The sequence below is a fragment of the Brachybacterium sp. GCM10030268 genome (assembly GCF_042666305.1).
Taxonomy (GTDB): Bacteria; Actinomycetota; Actinomycetes; order Actinomycetales; family Dermabacteraceae; genus Brachybacterium.
Genome location: NZ_JBHTCW010000002.1, coordinates 518,338 through 533,712, shown reverse-complemented (window position 1 = coordinate 533,712; position 15,375 = coordinate 518,338). Strand labels below are relative to the sequence as shown.

13 protein-coding genes are annotated in these 15,375 nt (G+C 69.5%); 11 read left to right on the top strand and 2 right to left on the bottom strand.

The genetic code is table 11. The annotated features are described in order from the left end of the window. Positions 1 to 49 precede the first annotated feature (49 nt). On the bottom strand, positions 50 to 889 hold the full coding sequence (locus ACFQRD_RS05375; RefSeq protein ID WP_377016613.1) for an aldo/keto reductase: 840 nt from the start codon (positions 887 to 889) through the stop codon (positions 50 to 52). 75 nt (positions 890 to 964) lie between these two features. Between ACFQRD_RS05375 and ACFQRD_RS05370 the strand changes: the two genes are divergently transcribed. The 4 genes from ACFQRD_RS05370 to ACFQRD_RS05355 all read left to right on the top strand — a co-directional run bounded on the left by ACFQRD_RS05370 (position 965) and on the right by ACFQRD_RS05355 (position 4,228). Beyond that, entirely contained in the window at positions 965 to 1,948 is a 984-nt protein-coding gene (locus tag ACFQRD_RS05370) for a LysR family transcriptional regulator (protein WP_377016615.1), read from the top strand. Positions 1,949 to 2,052: 104 nt separating this feature from the next. Continuing rightward, positions 2,053 to 2,427, top strand: coding sequence for a DoxX family protein (locus ACFQRD_RS05365; protein ID WP_377016617.1), 375 nt, complete (start codon positions 2,053 to 2,055; stop codon positions 2,425 to 2,427). Between the two features lie 186 nt (positions 2,428 to 2,613). Continuing rightward, complete coding sequence (locus tag ACFQRD_RS05360; protein WP_377016619.1) at positions 2,614 to 3,189, top strand: DUF664 domain-containing protein; 576 nt, start codon at positions 2,614 to 2,616, stop codon at positions 3,187 to 3,189. 79 nt (positions 3,190 to 3,268) lie between these two features. Further along, complete coding sequence (locus ACFQRD_RS05355) at positions 3,269 to 4,228, top strand: squalene cyclase (protein ID WP_377016621.1); 960 nt, start codon at positions 3,269 to 3,271, stop codon at positions 4,226 to 4,228. Here ACFQRD_RS05355 and ACFQRD_RS05350 read toward each other — a convergent pair. Further along, positions 4,206 to 5,177: an SMP-30/gluconolactonase/LRE family protein gene (locus ACFQRD_RS05350; protein ID WP_377016623.1), complete on the bottom strand. Its 972-nt coding sequence runs from the start codon at positions 5,175 to 5,177 to the stop codon at positions 4,206 to 4,208. The two genes, ACFQRD_RS05355 and ACFQRD_RS05350, sit on opposite strands and share 23 nt — an antisense overlap. 382 nt (positions 5,178 to 5,559) lie before the next feature. Between ACFQRD_RS05350 and ACFQRD_RS05345 the strand changes: the two genes are divergently transcribed. From ACFQRD_RS05345 to ACFQRD_RS05315, 7 genes are all read left to right on the top strand, one after another. Further along, entirely contained in the window at positions 5,560 to 7,197 is a 1,638-nt protein-coding gene (locus ACFQRD_RS05345) for an ABC transporter substrate-binding protein (RefSeq protein WP_377016625.1), read from the top strand. Positions 7,198 to 7,289: 92 nt separating this feature from the next. Next, a complete protein-coding gene (locus ACFQRD_RS05340) occupies positions 7,290 to 8,303 on the top strand; it encodes an ABC transporter permease (RefSeq protein WP_377017262.1) in 1,014 nt (337 codons plus the stop codon). 1 nt (position 8,304) lies between these two features. Further along, positions 8,305 to 9,357 carry an ABC transporter permease gene (locus ACFQRD_RS05335; protein ID WP_377016627.1) on the top strand — a complete coding sequence of 351 codons (1,053 nt, stop codon included), beginning with the start codon at positions 8,305 to 8,307 and terminating at the stop codon, positions 9,355 to 9,357. Further along, positions 9,354 to 11,072, top strand: coding sequence for an ABC transporter ATP-binding protein (locus ACFQRD_RS05330; RefSeq protein ID WP_377016629.1), 1,719 nt, complete (start codon positions 9,354 to 9,356; stop codon positions 11,070 to 11,072). Before ACFQRD_RS05335 ends, ACFQRD_RS05330 begins: the two co-directional genes overlap by 4 nt. 196 nt (positions 11,073 to 11,268) lie before the next feature. Then, positions 11,269 to 12,516 (top strand): metallophosphoesterase family protein, encoded by a 1,248-nt coding sequence (locus ACFQRD_RS05325; RefSeq protein ID WP_377016631.1) that lies wholly within the window; start codon positions 11,269 to 11,271, stop codon positions 12,514 to 12,516. 241 nt (positions 12,517 to 12,757) lie between these two features. Continuing rightward, complete coding sequence (locus ACFQRD_RS05320) at positions 12,758 to 13,711, top strand: TIGR03557 family F420-dependent LLM class oxidoreductase (protein WP_377016633.1); 954 nt, start codon at positions 12,758 to 12,760, stop codon at positions 13,709 to 13,711. Next, entirely contained in the window at positions 13,708 to 15,354 is a 1,647-nt protein-coding gene (locus ACFQRD_RS05315) for an alpha-amylase family glycosyl hydrolase (RefSeq protein ID WP_377016635.1), read from the top strand. The genes ACFQRD_RS05320 and ACFQRD_RS05315 overlap by 4 nt, the downstream gene beginning before the upstream one ends. The last annotated feature ends 21 nt before the right edge of the window (positions 15,355 to 15,375 follow it).

Here is a 15,375-nt window from a genome sequence, read left to right as displayed (position 1 = left end):
GCACCGCGGCGCGGAACCGCAGCAGTGCTCCCGCGCACCGGATCGGGGATCAGTTGAGCTCGAGCGGGTGGGCGCCCACGCGGCCCGAGCCGTCACCGGCGTCGAGGGCGTCGATCGCGGCGATCTCGTCGGCCGTCAGCTCGAAGCCGAACACGTCGAAGTTCTGCTCCATGCGCTCACGGTGCGTGGACTTCGGGAACACGATGAAGCCGCGATCGAGATGCCAGCGGATGACGGCCTGCGCCGGGGTGACGCCGTGCGCCTCGGCGGCGGCGACCACGGCGGGGTTCTCGAACAGCGGGTACTTGCCCTGGCCGAGCGGGCCCCAGGACTCGATGTGCATCCCGTTGGCCGCGCCCCACTCGAGCACGTCACGCTGCTGGAGGGCGGGGTGGAGCTCGATCTGGTCGACCGCGGGGACCTCGCCGGTGTCCTTGACGAGGCGATCGAGGTGCTCGGGCAGATGATTGGACACGCCGATCGAACGGGCCAGGCCCGCGTCGCGGATCTCGATGAGCTTCTGCCACGCGTTGGAGTAGGTGTCCTTCTCCGGGGTGGGCCAGTGGGTGAGGTAGAGATCGACGTAGTCGAGTCCGAGCTTCTCGAGGCTCTCGCGGATCGCGTCGTGCGGGGCCTCGCCGGCCTGACGGTCGTTCCACAGCTTGGTGGTCACGAACAGCTCGTCGCGCGGGATGCCGCTCTTGGCGATCGCGGCGCCGACGCCTTCCTCATTGCCGTAGATGGCGGCGGTGTCGATGTGGCGGTATCCGACCTCGAGAGCAGTGCTCACGGCCTCCTCGGCCTCGGCCGGCGGGACCAGGAAGACACCGAAGCCCAGCTGGGGGATGGCGTGACCGGAGTTCAGGGTGATGGTGGGAACAGTAGTCATGAGGCTCAGCGTAAGAACCCGTAATCTACGCGTCCAACAGCTTGCGCAGATGGTATTGAGAAGCAGGAGCGGTCAATGGAGTTTCGTCAGATGGAGTACGTGCTCGCCCTCGCCGAGGAGCGGCACTTCACCCGCGCCGCGGATCTGGCGGGCATCTCCCAATCCGGGCTGTCCTCGGCGATCCGCAGCCTCGAGGACGAGCTCGGCACGTCCCTGTTCCGACGCACCACGCGTCGGGTCGAACCCACCGCCGCCGGGCTGGCACTGCTGCCGCATGCCCGGGCGATGCTCGATGAGGCGGCGCAGGCCCGCGACGCCGTGGTGCGGGTCAGCCGCACGGTGACCGGGTCGCTGCGCGTCGGCGCAGAGCAATGCCTCGGGCTGGTCGATGTCGCCGGGCTGCTGGAGCGATTCCACCGCCGCTACCCGCTCGTGGAGACCGAGTTCGTTCAGTCCGGTTCGCATGAGCTGGTCGAATCCGTCCGCGCCGGCGGGCTCGACGTCGCCTTCGTGGCCACCACCCGGCATCTGGCCTCAGTGCGCCATGTGCCCCTGGGCCACGAGCCCGTCGTGCTGCTGACCTCGCCCGGGCATCCGCTGGCGCATACGGATCCCACCTGGGAACAGCTGGAGGGCCAGGACTTCGTCGACTTCGGCTCCTCCTGGGGAGTGCGCACCCTGAACGACGAGGCGTTCGCGGCCCACGGCGTCACTCGCCGCGTGCGCTGCAGCGTCAATGACGTGCACACCCTGCTCGATCTGGTGCGCCGCGGTCTGGGCATCGCCATCGTGCCGCAGCATGTGGCGGCGAAGCCGCAGGCAGCCGAGCTGATCCGGCACTCGCTGCACGGTGCCTCGGTCGCGGACTGGACCGTCAGCGCCATCAGCCCGCGCCAGGACCGGGCGGACCTGCCTGCCGGGATGCTGCTGGAGCTGCTGGGCGAGTCCCATGCGACTGCCGAGAGCGCGGTCACCGCCGGCTCGACCGGCGTGCAGGAACCGGCGACCGCGCCGGAGCCCAGCCCGGTTCCGGCACGGGCCGGCGACCTCGCTCAGTAGGAACGAGAATGCGGAATCGGTGACAGAGGAGGCCAGGAGGCGGATAATCGTCCACCCGGCATCGGTGCCATCGGTGCCGGACCGACGTCACGAGGAGACGCACCATGAACGTGTTCCTGTGGATACTGTCCTTCGTCCTGGCCGCCGTCTTCATCGGTTCCGGTGCCGCGAAGCTCCTCACCTCTCGCGAACAGCAGATCGAGCGCACGCCCTATGCCGAGGATTTCCCCCACTCCGTGGTCCTGGGGATCGGCGTGCTCGAGATCCTCGGTGCGATCGGCCTGATCGTGCCCGGGCTGACCGGTATCGCCACGGTGCTCGTCCCCTTCGCCGCCGCCGGGCTCGCGATCACCATGGTCTTCGCCGCCCTCGTGCACACCCGGCGCGGCGACGGCGTGATGGCCACGCTGCCCTCGGTGGTGCTGGCGATCCTGTCGGTCGTCGTGGCGTGGTCCCGTTTCGGCCCGTACCAGCTCTGAGAGGCACCCGGGTCACGGCGTCATCGCGTCCCGTCGGACCGAAGCGGCGTCGCCGCAGAGGGAAGCGGCGCGTCTGCGGAGGGAACCGCCGCTTCTGCGGACAGTTTCTGTCCGCACGCTCCGCGACAGTGGACCCTGAGCGGCCGGACGGCCGTCTCGCCCCGCCTCAGCCCCCAGGAGCCTCGGATGCCTTTCCTCACCGCCGATATCACCACGGAGCACGACGGCCTGGCCACCTTCGCCCTCCAGCAGTACCGCCAGCTCGCCACGGCCCTGCACGGGCTGAACAGGGACCAGCTGGCCGCCACACCGAGCGCGTCGGCGATGAGCCTGGGAGCTCTCGCCCGGCACGCGATCCTCATGGTCGAGAACGTCACCGCCGGAATCCTCGCCGCTCCGGGAAATGCCTCCGAACCCGAGCGCGAGCCCGCGCAGGCTTATGCCGAGGGCACCATTGATCCGTCGGCCGTGCGGGAAGGTGACACCGCCGAATCGCTCAGCGCCGAGCTCGATGCCGTGGCGAGCCGGCTCGCCGAGGCGATCCGCGCCGCGGATCTCGAGACGTCCGTACCGGTCCCGGATCGTCCGTGGTTCGTGGGCTGCGAGAACTGGACGGTGCGCTGGTGCGCCCTGCACGCGATCGAGGAAGGCGCGCGCCATGCCGGCCACGCGGACATCCTGCGCGAATCGATCGACGGCAAGGGAGCGTACGAGCTGAACGCCCTGGCCGAAGGGCAGCCCTGGCCGCCCCCGGGCTGGTGACCGCCGGCGATGACCCGGGGTCGCGGTGTACGACGTCGCGGTCAGCGACAGCGCGGGCCCGCAGTGGCAGAGTGGGTCCATGTCACCCACCGACGTGATCGCCTGGCTGCTGGACTCCGACCCCGCGCTGCGCTGGCAGGTCGAGCGCGACCTGCTCGATCTCCCGGCCGAGCAGTGGGAAGCCACCCGCGCCCGCATCCCGCGAGAGGGCTTCGGCGCCGCGCTGTTGGACCGCCAGGATCCTGACGGGCAATGGGCCGGTGGTGCCTTCTTCCCGGCGGGGTTCTTCGACGATCCGGCCAACCGGAATCTGCCCGGCCAGCCCTGGACGGCGACCACCTGGACGCTGACCACCTTGCGCGAATGGGGCATGGACCCCGCCCCGCTCATCGATCGCGGCACACCTGAGCTCCTGGCCCGGAACTCCCACTGGGAGTACGACCGGACGCTCCCGTACTGGGGCGGTGAGGTCGATTGCTGCATCAACGCGATGACGCTGGCCAACGGGCTCTGGCTCGGAGTCGACGTCGAGCACCTCGCGACCTGGTTCGTCGAGCACCGCCTGCCCGACGGGGGCTGGAACTGCGAATGGGCCAACGGGTCGGTGCGCTCCAGCTTCCACTCGACCCTGAACGCCGTGCGGGCGCTGCTGGTCCACGAGCAGGCCACCGGCGGGACCGAGGCCACTCGCGCGGCCCGGGCATCGGGGCAGGAGTACCTGCTCGCCCGCACTCTCACGCGGCGACTGAGCACCGGCGAGCTCGTCGGCCCGTGGGTCGATACGTTCTTCTACCCCACGCGGCACATCTACACCGCTCTCGGCGCGCTGGAGCACTTCCGCCGCGCCGGCGTGCGCGACCCGCGGATGGCCGAGGCGGTCTCCATGGTCCGCGAGGCCCAGCAGCCCGACGGCACCTGGCTGCAGCAGATGGTGCTGCCGGGCCACGTGTGGTTCGAGATCGATGTGCCTGACGGCGAGCCGTCTCCATGGGTGACGCTGCAGGCTCTGCGGGTCCTCAGGTGGTGGGGGGAAGGCTGACGTCCGATCGGCGCCCGCGGGCTGCCCGGGCGGCATCCACCGTGGAGGTGCGTACCCGGTAGAGGCTGGTGGTGGCGACGATGTACAGGGTCCGCCCGTCGTCCCCGCCGAAGCACAGGTTGGCGACCTTCTCCGGCACGGGCAGATCCAGCAGGCGCTCACCCGCCGGCGTGAACACCTGCACGCCGGACCCGCTCGAGCTCCAGATCCGGCCCTCGACATCCACCCGGATGCCGTCGGGCAGGCCGGGGGAGACCTCGGTGAGGATCCGACCGTTCTTGGCGTGCCGGCCCTCGACGACGTCATAGACGTGGATCGCGTGCCCGCGGGGCCGCCGCGGGTTCGGATTCTCCTGATCGGCGGGGGAGCGGGAGGAGTCCGCGACGTACAGCAGGCTCTCGTCGGGGGAGAAGGCGAGACCGTTGGGGGCCTCCACGTCGATCACCACGGGTGTGAGGGCTCCGGTGCCGGGGTCGAGCCGGAACACGTACCGGTCGCCGTACTCCTCCTCGCCGGGATGCCCCTCGACCTCTCGCTTGATGCCGTAGGAGGGATCGGTGAACCAGATCGCGCCGTCGGAGCTGACGACCACGTCGTTCGGGGAGTTCAGGCGGACCTCCCCGAAGCGGTCGGCGACGGTGACCGGCCGGTGCTCGTCGCCGGGGCCGACGGCGGTGTCGCGCTGGACGGCACGGCGACCGTGGGAGCATTCGATGACGTATCCCTCGAGGTCCAGAGTGCGGCCGTTGGTGAACTCGACGCCCTCGGCGAAGACGCTCAGCTCGCCGGTGGTCTCCGAGTACTCCAGGATCCGGTTGTTCGGGATGTCGCTGAAGCGCAGGGCGCGGCGCAGCGGGACCCAGACGGGCCCTTCCGCCCAGATCGCCCCGGTGGCGACCTTCTCGAGCTGGGCGCCGTCGGCCAGGAGCGGCGGAGGTTCGGTGGTCATGTGGATCTCCTCGGTGATGGGGGCTCCTCGGCACCATCGGAGAACGCCCGCATCCGCGCGAGGCGTCAAGGTGCCGGGACGTCGACTCCGACTGGTGGGCACAGATCCTATGGTCACGACGCCTCCTCGGCCGAGAGAACGGCGCGGAGCCGGGAGAGATCGTTGCCCGCGCTCACGGTATTTCGCCCTCCTCACGCCAGAATCCGGGCCATTCCAATAACGGTTCGGCAAACGTGGACGCCGATCCGTGCCTGCGGGCGGGCCGGAGCATTTGGCAGTGCTAGGTTCCAGGGCACACCATGGGTGCGCCATGCCACACGAGGCCGCTGCGTGCACCACAGTGCCGTGACCACGCGGCCTGCTTCATTCCCTGGAGGAACCCATGTTCGATGCCGCTTTCACCCCCAAGCGACGGACGGTGCTGCTGACCGCGGCCGGAGCCCCGCTGCTGCTCTCGGCCTGCGCCCAGACCTCCGAGGACGGGGGCAGCGGGGGAGGCGGCGGCGAGGGCGCTCTGACCGTCGGCACCACCGACAAGGTCACCGCCCTGGACCCCGCCGCGGCCTACGACAACGGCTCATCGACCGTGTGGGCCCAGGTCTACGGGTACCTGCTGAACACCAGCATCGGCTCCGAGGACGGCGCGCCCGAGCCCGACCTGGCCGAGACGGCTGAGTTCACCAGCGAGAACGTCTTCACCGTGACGCTCCAGGAGGGCCTCACCTTCGCGAACGGCAATGAGCTCACCAGTGAGGACGTCAAGCACAGCTTCGATCGCCAGCTCGCGATCGCCGACCCCAACGGACCCTCGAGCCTGCTGGCGAACCTCGACAGCGTGGAAGCCGTCGACGACCTGACCGTCGAGTTCCACCTCAAGGAGCCGAATGATCAGACGTTCCCGTACGTGCTGACCAGCCCCGCCGGTCCCATCGTCGACGCCGACGTGTTCCCCGCCGACGAGGTGCTGCCCGACAACGACATCGTCTCCGAGAAGGCCTTCTGCGGCCCGTACCAGATCACCAGCTGGAAGCTCAACGAGCTGGTCTCCTATGAGGCCTTCGAGGACTACAAGGGTCTGTTCGGCAAGCCCTCGAGCTCGAGCGTGTCGATGACGTACTACGCGGATCAGAACAACATGAAGCTGGACATCCAGCAGGGCAACATCGACTGCGTGTGGCGTTCGCTCTCGGCCACCGACATCGAGGACCTCGAGGGGGACGACGCCGTCGCCGTGCACGAGGGCCCCGGCGGCGAGATCCGCTATATCGTCTTCAACTTCAACACGATGCCGTACGGGGCGGAGACCGAGGACGCCGACCCGGCCAAGGCCAAGGCCGTCCGTCAGGCCGCGGCGGACCTCATCGACCGCCAGGCGATCGCCACCGAGGTCTACAAGGACACCTACACGCCGCTGTACTCGTACATCCCCGAGGGGCTGCCCGGCAACGGCACCCAGTTCCAGGACCTCTACGGCGACGGCAGCGGCGGCCCCGACCCCGCCAAGGCCCGCCAGCGGCTGGAGGACGCCGGGGTGGAGATCCCGGTGAACCTGAGCCTGCAGTACAACCCGGATCACTACGGCAACTCCTCCGGAGACGAGTACGCGGCGGTCAAGGCGCAGCTGGAGGCCGACGAGCTGTTCGTGGTGGATCTGCAGTCCACCGAGTGGGTGCAGTACTCGGAGGACCGCACCGCCGATGTGTACCCGGCGTACCAGCTGGGCTGGTTCCCGGACTACTCCGATGCCGACAACTACCTCTCGCCGTTCTTCCCCGAGGACAACTTCCTGGTCAACCATTACTCGAACCCCGAGGTGGACAAGCTCATCGCTCAGCAGCGCGGCACCCAGGACGAGGCCGAGCGCGAGGAGCTGTTCGTCCAGATCCAGGACATCGTGGCCGACGAGATCTCCACCCTGCCGCTGCTGCAGGGCGCCCAGATCGCCGTGTCCACGGCGGACCTCCAGGGCGTCACGCTCGATTCGTCCTTCAAGTTCCGCCTCGCTCCGCTCGCCAAGTGACGGCAGAGCTCGACAGCCCGGCAGCCCCCGGTGCCGCAGGACCCGGCACCGGGGGCTCCGGCCGTCCGGGGCGCGCACGTTCCTCGGGCGGGCTGGGCCGCTACATCCTCATCCGGTTCCTGCTCATCATCCCGACCGTGCTGATCCTCATGACCATGGTCTTCTTCCTCATGAGGATCACCGGGGACCCGATCACGGCCGCTCTCGGCGGCCGACTCACCCCGGACCAGCTCGCCGAGCGCCGCGCCGAGGCCGGCTACGACCGGCCACTGATCGTGCAGTACTTCGACTATCTCGGCGGGGTGCTGCGCGGGGACTTCGGCACCGCCTACACCGACAACACCCCGGTCACGCAGATCCTCACCACCTACGGCGGGGCGACCTTCGAACTGGTCGCCTACGCCGTGGTGGTCGCGCTGGTCGCCGGGGTTCCGCTGGGCATGATCGCAGCCCGCACCCGCGACCGCTGGCCCGACGCGGTGCTGCGGATCGTCGCGATCCTCGGCTACGCGACGCCGGTGTTCTTCGTCGGCCTGCTGCTCAAGCTCGTCTTCTCCGTGGGCCTGGGCTGGCTGCCGGTGGCCGGGCGCATCTCGACGCGGGGTGAGCTGACGATGGGCTCGATCCTGAACCCGACGCCGTTCTATCTGCTGGACGCGATCCGGCTGGGACGCCTGGACGTGCTGGCCGACGTGCTCAGCCACGCCCTGCTGCCGGCGATCGCCCTCGGCGTGCTGACCGGCGGCATCTTCCTGCGCCTGGTGCGCACCAACATGATCGGCACCCTGGAGATGCAGTACATCGACTCGGCCCGCTCCCGCGGCGTCGCCGAGTCCCGCCTGACCACCCGGCACGCGCTGCGGCCGGCGCTGATCCCCATCGTGACGGTGATGGGCATGCAGATCGCGATGATGCTCGGCGGCGCCGTGCTGACCGAGACCACGTTCGAATGGAACGGACTGGGCTACATGCTCGCCGAGTACATGAAGGCCCGCGACTACGTGGCCGTCCAGGGCATCGTGATGACCCTCGCCGTCATCGTCGCCGTCTCCAACTTCATCGTCGACGTCGTCGCCGCTCTGATCGACCCGCGAGTGAGGTACTGAGATGACGCTGTCGAACCCCGTGCCCCCGGGCGAGGGCGATCCCGCCGAGGCCGATCTCTCGACCGAGTCGACGATCGTGGCGGGCTCCGCCCGTGCCCCCTGGTATCTGCGCCTGCCTGTGGTCAGCCACTATCGCCGCAGCGTCGGCCTCCAGCGCGGCATGCTGGTGACGGGTCTGGTGCTCGTCGCGATCCTGCTGCTGACGGCGCTGGCGGCGCCGTTGATCGCCCCCTACGGCTTCGCGCAGACCGCGGCCGACGGCACGAACTTCGGCGGTCAGCAGCCCCCGTCGGCCGCCCATCCGCTCGGCACCACCGTGACCGGCTTCGACGTGCTCTCCCGCGTGATCTGGGGAACCCGCACCGCGGTCGCCGTGATGGCGTGCGCGGTGGTGGCCTCCCTGTTCCTCGGCGTGGCTCTCGGCCTGCTCTCCGGGTACGTCGGCGGCCTGCTGGACCGGGTGCTGGTGATGCTGGCCGATGCGATCTATGCCTTCCCCTCCCTGCTGCTGGCGATCGTCATGTCGATCGTGATCTCCGGCGGGCAGTCCAACGCGTGGGGCGGCATCCTCGCCGCAGCCATCTCGATCACGGTCGTCTTCGTGCCGCAGTACTTCCGCGTGATCCGTGCGGAGGTCGTGCGGTTGAAGGCGGAACCGTTCGTGGAGGCCGCGAAAGTGGTCGGCACCGGGCACCGCCGCATCATGGGAACCCACCTGCTGCGAAACTCCACCCGCACGCTGCCGCTGATCTTCACCCTGAACTCCTCCGAGGCCATCCTGACCCTCGCCGCGCTGGGCTTCCTGGGCTTCGGGATCGAACCCACCAGCGCCTCCGAATGGGGCTACGACCTCAACCGCGCGATGGCCGATGCCACCAGCGGCATCTGGTGGACGGGCCTGTTCCCCGGCCTGGCCATCGTGCTGGCAGTGCTCGGGGTGACCCTCGTCGGCGAATCCATCAACGACCTCAACGACCCACGGCTGCGGACCCGCAAGAAGCGATCCCGCAAGACCGTGACGGCCGCGACCACAGAGAAGCAGGCGAGCGCATGAGCGACACCGGCACCGCCACCGAGCCCGCGACGGACCGCACGGCGCGGCTCGAGATCCGCGATCTCGACGTCCACTTCGCGACCGACGCCGGCGACGTCCACGCCGTCGACGGCGTCAGCCTCGAGGTCGCGCCCGGCGAGATCCTCGCGATCGTGGGCGAATCCGGCTCCGGCAAGTCCGTCACCGCCCGCTCCATCCTGGGGCTGCTGCCCGAAACCGCCGAGGAGACCGGAGGCATCCTCATCTCCGGCACCGACGTCGTGGGCCTGACCGGGCCGCGGCTGCGCGCCCTGCGCGGCGAGGACGTCTCGATGATCTTCCAGGAGCCCTCCAGTGCGCTGAATCCGGTCTACCCGATCTGGTGGCAGATCGGCGAGGGTCTGCGTGCGCACCGGCCGAAGCTGACGCGCAAGGAGATCCGCGCCGAAGCCATCAAGGCGCTCGAGTCGGTCGGTATCCCTGATCCGGCCGAGCGCATCGACCGCTACCCCCACGAGTTCTCCGGCGGCCAGAAGCAGCGCGTGATGATCGCGATGGCGCTGGCCCTGGGGGCGGAGCTGATCGTCGCCGACGAGCCCACCACTGCCTTGGACGTCACGGTGCAGGCCGAGATCCTGGAGCTGCTGCGCGATGTCCGCGACCGCTTCGGGACCTCCGTCATCGTCATCACCCACAACATGGGTGTGGTGGCCGACCTCGCCGATTCCGTGGCCGTGATGTTCCGCGGGAAGGTGATCGAGCGCGCCGGCGTCCAGGAGCTGTTCGCCGAGCCCCGCGAGCAATACACGCAGAAGCTGCTCGCGGCCGTGCCGCACCTGGGGCGCCGCTCCGCATGGACGGAGCTGAGCACCGAGCAGCGCCAGGTGATCGAGGACGCCGACCCCGTGGTCGAGGCGAAGGACCTGGTCATCGAGTACCCGGGCCGGCTGGGGCGGCCCCCGTTCCGGGCCGTCAAGGGCGTGGATTTCACGATCCGCGCCGGAGAGGTCTACGGCCTGGTCGGCGAGTCCGGCTCCGGCAAGACCACGATCGGCCGTGCCATGGTGGGGCTGGAGCGCACCACCGGCGGCAGCCTGCGCGTGCTCGGCCACGAGATGAACGGCGTCAGGGAACGAGCGTTCAAACCCGTGCGCCGCCGTATCGGGTTCGTCTTCCAGGATCCGGCGACCTCGTTCAACCCGCACCTGACGATCGAGCAGTGCATCGCCGAGCCGCTGATCGTGCACGAGCCCTCGCTCAGCGCGGCCGAGCGCACCCAGCGGGTCCGAGACCTGCTGGAGGCCGTGGAGCTGCCCGGCGCCTACTCCGGCCGGTACCCCCACGAGCTCTCGGGCGGGCAGCGCCAGCGCGTCTCCCTGGCGCGGGCACTGGTGCTCGGTCCCGAGCTGCTGATCGCCGATGAACCGACCAGCGCGCTGGATGTGTCGGTCCAGGCCACCGTGCTGGACCTGTTCCGGGAGCTGCAGTCCCGGCTGGGCTTCGCAGCCCTGTTCATCAGCCACGACCTCGCTGTGGTGGACACCCTCGCCCATCGGATCGGGGTGCTGTACCGCGGGGAGCTGGTCGAGGACGGCCACGGCCCCGAGGTGCTGCAACGGCCCCGCCACGACTACACGCGCAAACTGATCGCCTCCCTGCCCGTGCCGGACCCCATCGAGCAGGCGAAGCGGCGCGAGGCCTTCATCCAGCAATGGGGGAGCGGGGCGGCGAGCTAGCCGATACGCCGAGATCTCTCGGCCGCCTCGGCGCGGACGAGGAGATCCAGCGCGACCGGGCACGGTCACCGTCCGCGGTTCACCGGGAATTCCGCGGGCCGACGGGCGATGCTCACGGTCGCGTCGTCGGCTGGTATGGACCCGTGGCTACGGTTCGGGAGTTCCTCACTCCTCAAGAACCAGGCACGGTGACACCATGGTCGACTCTCCGCAGAATCCCGCCCAGAACCCGTCGGCCCCGCATGCTCGGGCAGCCCGCACCCGTCGCGACGTGCTGCGCTTCTCGACCGCGGCCGCGACCGGCCTCGCCGCCGCAGGCACGATGGGAGCGGCCGCGGCGGCGCCGGTGGCGGGCACGGGCGGCGGAGCCCAGCCCAAGGACGGCGTCGTGCGCGGCGAGCTGAGCTTCCGTGAGGACGGCACGTTCACCGTCGTCCAGTTCAATGACACCCAGGACACGCACCAGACCGACGTGCGCACGATTCAGCTGCAGGAAGCGGTGCTCGACGACGTCCGTCCCGACTTCGCGCTGATCAACGGGGACGTCTTCAACGGCGGTCCCTCCACGGCGCTCGAGGCCAAGCAGGCCATCAACAACGTGGTCCGCCCGATGGAGGACCGCGGGATCGCGTGGGCCCTGACCTTCGGCAACCACGACGAGGACTCCACCGAGAAGACCGGCCTCGACGAGAACGACTACATCGACTTCGTGCGCCAGTACCGCCACAACGTGAACACCGCCGGGGCGCGCGGCATCACCGGCACCGGCAACCAGGTGCTCACGGTGACCTCCGCAGCCGGGAAGGGCGACGCCTTCGCGCTGTGGCTGCTGGACTCCGGCCGTTACGCCCCCGAGGAGATCGCCGGGCAGGACTTCGAGGGATACCCGGACTGGGACTGGCTGCGCCCGGATCAGATCCAGTGGTATCTCGAGGCCTCCCAGGAGCTGGAGAAGAAGAACAAGGCGCTCGTGCCGGGGCTCGTGTTCCAGCACATCGCCCTCTGGGAGCACCGGTTCATGTGGTTCGCCAGCGTCGACTCCCGCACCGAGGCCGACCACGCCCGGGCACTCGAGAAGCACGGGATCACCGGCGAGCGCAACGAGGACGAGTGCCCGGGCCCCTTCAACTCGGGCATGTTCTCCGCGATGCTGCAGCGCGGCGACGTCAAGGGCCTGTTCGTCGGCCACGACCACATCAACACCTACGTCGGCGACTACTACGGCATCAAGCTCGGCTATGCGCCCGGCACCGGATTCGGCACCTACGGGCTGGGCGGCGACGAGGACCACCGCCTGCGGGGCGCGCGCGTGTTCCACCTCGATGAAGGCACCGAGGACGTCCTCGCCGGCACCGAGCTGCGCTTCGCGGCTGACTACGGCATCGACCTCAGCGCGGGGGCTCAGCCCGGGGAGCCGGCGGACTTCCCCGAGGGGATCAGCTGACCGCGCCGGCCCCGAGTCGGGATCCTCTCGGTCCGAGCCAGCCAGCCGGCCTCGACGAGACGGGCGGCAGCTGGACGAAGCAACCGAGTGGTCTTCTCGGTGCTGGAGTACACGCTCCGGTGCGCATATCGTCGATGAGCACCGGTGCGCAGGACGTCGGTCGAGAACGTCGGGCGGGCCGGAGCAGAGGACGCCTTCTGTGCCGAGGACGAGACCGGCAGCGCATGATCCAGGAGTGAGCATGACGATCATCGGGTATCACGCATCCCACGAGCAGATCGCCCCCAGCACCCTGCTCGCCGACGTCCAGCGCGCCGAGGCGGTCGGGTTCGACGCCGCCCTGTGCTCGGACCACCTCGCACCCTGGGGAACGGCGCAGGGGGAGGCCGGCTTCGCGTGGAGCTGGCTCGGCGCCGCGATGGCGAGCACGACGCTGCCCTTCGGTGTCGTCACAGCGCCCGGTCAGCGGTACCACCCCGTGGTCATCGCACAGGCCGTGGCCACTCTGGCCGAGATGTTCCCGGACCGGTTCTGGGCGGCCTACGGCAGCGGCGAGGCCGTCAACGAGCACGTCACCGCAGACCCCTGGCCCGACAAGGACACCCGGCGCCGGCGCGTGACGGCGTCGGTCGAGGCGATCCGTCGTCTGCTGAAGGGCGAGCAGGTCGACCTCGACGACGTCGTGCGGATCCACCAGGCACGGATCTGGAGCCGTCCGGCCACCCAGCCGCCCGCGATCGCCGCCTCCGCCAGCCCCGACAGCGCCCGCTGGGCAGCGAGGTGGGCCGACGGAATGATCACCGTCGGCATCGACCCGCAGAGCACCTCGCAGGTGCTCAGCGCCTACCGCGACGCCGGCGGCACGGGAGAGACCATGCTGCAGGCCCATGTCAGCCTGGCCCCGAGCGAGGACGAGGCACTGGCCATCGCCACCGACCAGTGGAAGCACGCCACCGCCTCGGCGACGATGTGGGACGTCGAGCAGCCCGAGGACTTCGACGCCCTCGCGGAGCCGACTCCCGAGGCGATGCGGTCCTCCGTGGCGATCGCCGGCTCGGTCGAGCAGCTCGCTGGGCAGCTGACCGCGGCGGGCCGAGGCTTCGACCACCTCTACATCCATCACGTCGGCCAGGACCAGAGCTACTTCCTGGATCGGGCCGACGACCTGATCAGCGTCCTGAAGGAGACCCTATGAGGCCGGCCGACCGCAGCGACCTGTGGTGGCGATCCGCCGTCATCTACTGCCTGGACATCAAGAAGTACCAGGACTCCGATGGTGACGGGCTCGGCGACATCGACGGCCTTCTCGACCGCATCGAGTATCTCGCCGATCTCGGCGTGACCTGCCTGTGGCTGATGCCGTTCCAACCCACGCCGGATCGGGACGACGGCTACGACGTCACCGACTACTTCGGCGTCGACAGCCGCCTGGGCGATCTCGGCCGGTTCGTCGAACTGATCCGCGTCGCCCACGACCGCGGCATCCGCGTGATCATCGACCTCGTCATCAACCACACCTCCGATCAGCACCCGTGGTTCGTCAATGCCCGCAGCAGCCGCGACGCCCGGCTCCGCGACTTCTACGTCTGGCAGGATGAGCCCACCGACGATGCCGGCAGCAACGTCTTCCCGACCGAGGAGGACGGTGTCTGGCAGTACGACGAACAGACAGGGCAGTACTACCTCCACCACTTCCATCACCACCAGCCGGACCTCAACCACTCCAATCCCGAGGTGCGTTCGGAGATCTCGCGCATTCTCGGATTCTGGCTCGAGCTCGGGGCCGACGGCTTCCGGATCGACGCGGTGCCGTTCCTGATCCACCCGCCCGGAGCGGGGAACCAGAGCGACCCCCACGCCTTCCTGCGCGAGCTGCGGCGGTTCGTCGCCCGGCGCTACGGCGGCGCGGCGCTGCTGGGCGAGGTGGGCCTGGACCACCAGGACCAGCTGGACTACTTCGGCAACCCGGGTGTGGAGCTGGACCTGCAGTTCGACTTCGAGACCGCCGAAGCCGCCTTCCTCTCCTTCGTCCGCCACGATCCCGCGCCGCTGGCGACGGTGCTGCGGGAGCTGCCTGCGGTCGACGTCAGTCAGGGCTGGGCCAGTTTCCTGCGCACCCATGACGAACTCAATCTCGAACTGCTCGGCGATGCCAAGGAGGAGGTCTTCGAGGCGCTCTCACCGGACCCGCGCCAGCGGGTGTACGGGCGGGGCATCGTGCGGCGACTGGCCCCGATGCTCGGCGGGGACCAGCGCAGGCTCCGCCTGGCCTACAGCCTCCTGTTCTCCCTGCCCGGGGCACCGGTGCTCTACTACGGCGAGGAGATCGGGATGGGGGAGCCGGCCGGCACCGAGGATCGCTCCGGCGTGCGGACCCCGATGCAGTGGCACTCCGGGCGCAATGGCGGGTTCTCCACCGCGCGCCGCGACGACCTCGTGGAGCAGCTGCCCGAGGGCGACTACGGCCCCGAGCGTGTCAACGTCTACGACCAGCTGCACGATCCCGACTCCCTGCTGTCCTTCCTCAAGACGCTGATCGGTGAATACCGTGCGACCCCGGAGATCGCCTTCGGTGACCTCGCGGTCCTGGAGACAGGAGAGGGGAGCGCCCTCGCCCATGCCGCGGTCTCCGATGGGGCCGTCTTCGTCGCCCTGCACAACTTCGCCGACCACGACTGCACGGCCACGGTCGATGTCGGTTCCCTGTCAGTGCAGATCGCATCGGCCGATTTCCATGACCTCCTGCAGCCGGAGAGCGTGACCCGCCCGGAGAACGGTCAGCTCGAGGTCGAGCTGGGGGCGTACGGATTCCGCTGGCTGCGAGCGACCCGAGTATGATGCGACCGGCCGGGCACGCCG

What these genes read in the sequence shown, in the direction of transcription:
- ACFQRD_RS05375 (WP_377016613.1), bottom strand. Translation starts at nt 889, where the DNA reads ATGACTACTGTTCCCACCATCACCCTGAACTCCGGTCACGCCATCCCC.
- ACFQRD_RS05370 (WP_377016615.1), top strand. Translation starts at nt 965, where the DNA reads ATGGAGTTTCGTCAGATGGAGTACGTGCTCGCCCTCGCCGAGGAGCGG.
- ACFQRD_RS05365 (WP_377016617.1), top strand. Translation starts at nt 2,053, where the DNA reads ATGAACGTGTTCCTGTGGATACTGTCCTTCGTCCTGGCCGCCGTCTTC.
- ACFQRD_RS05360 (WP_377016619.1), top strand. Translation starts at nt 2,614, where the DNA reads ATGCCTTTCCTCACCGCCGATATCACCACGGAGCACGACGGCCTGGCC.
- ACFQRD_RS05355 (WP_377016621.1), top strand. Translation starts at nt 3,269, where the DNA reads ATGTCACCCACCGACGTGATCGCCTGGCTGCTGGACTCCGACCCCGCG.
- ACFQRD_RS05350 (WP_377016623.1), bottom strand. Translation starts at nt 5,177, where the DNA reads ATGACCACCGAACCTCCGCCGCTCCTGGCCGACGGCGCCCAGCTCGAG.
- ACFQRD_RS05345 (WP_377016625.1), top strand. Translation starts at nt 5,560, where the DNA reads ATGTTCGATGCCGCTTTCACCCCCAAGCGACGGACGGTGCTGCTGACC.
- ACFQRD_RS05335 (WP_377016627.1), top strand. Translation starts at nt 8,305, where the DNA reads ATGACGCTGTCGAACCCCGTGCCCCCGGGCGAGGGCGATCCCGCCGAG.
- ACFQRD_RS05330 (WP_377016629.1), top strand. Translation starts at nt 9,354, where the DNA reads ATGAGCGACACCGGCACCGCCACCGAGCCCGCGACGGACCGCACGGCG.
- ACFQRD_RS05325 (WP_377016631.1), top strand. Translation starts at nt 11,269, where the DNA reads ATGGTCGACTCTCCGCAGAATCCCGCCCAGAACCCGTCGGCCCCGCAT.
- ACFQRD_RS05320 (WP_377016633.1), top strand. Translation starts at nt 12,758, where the DNA reads ATGACGATCATCGGGTATCACGCATCCCACGAGCAGATCGCCCCCAGC.
- ACFQRD_RS05315 (WP_377016635.1), top strand. Translation starts at nt 13,708, where the DNA reads ATGAGGCCGGCCGACCGCAGCGACCTGTGGTGGCGATCCGCCGTCATC.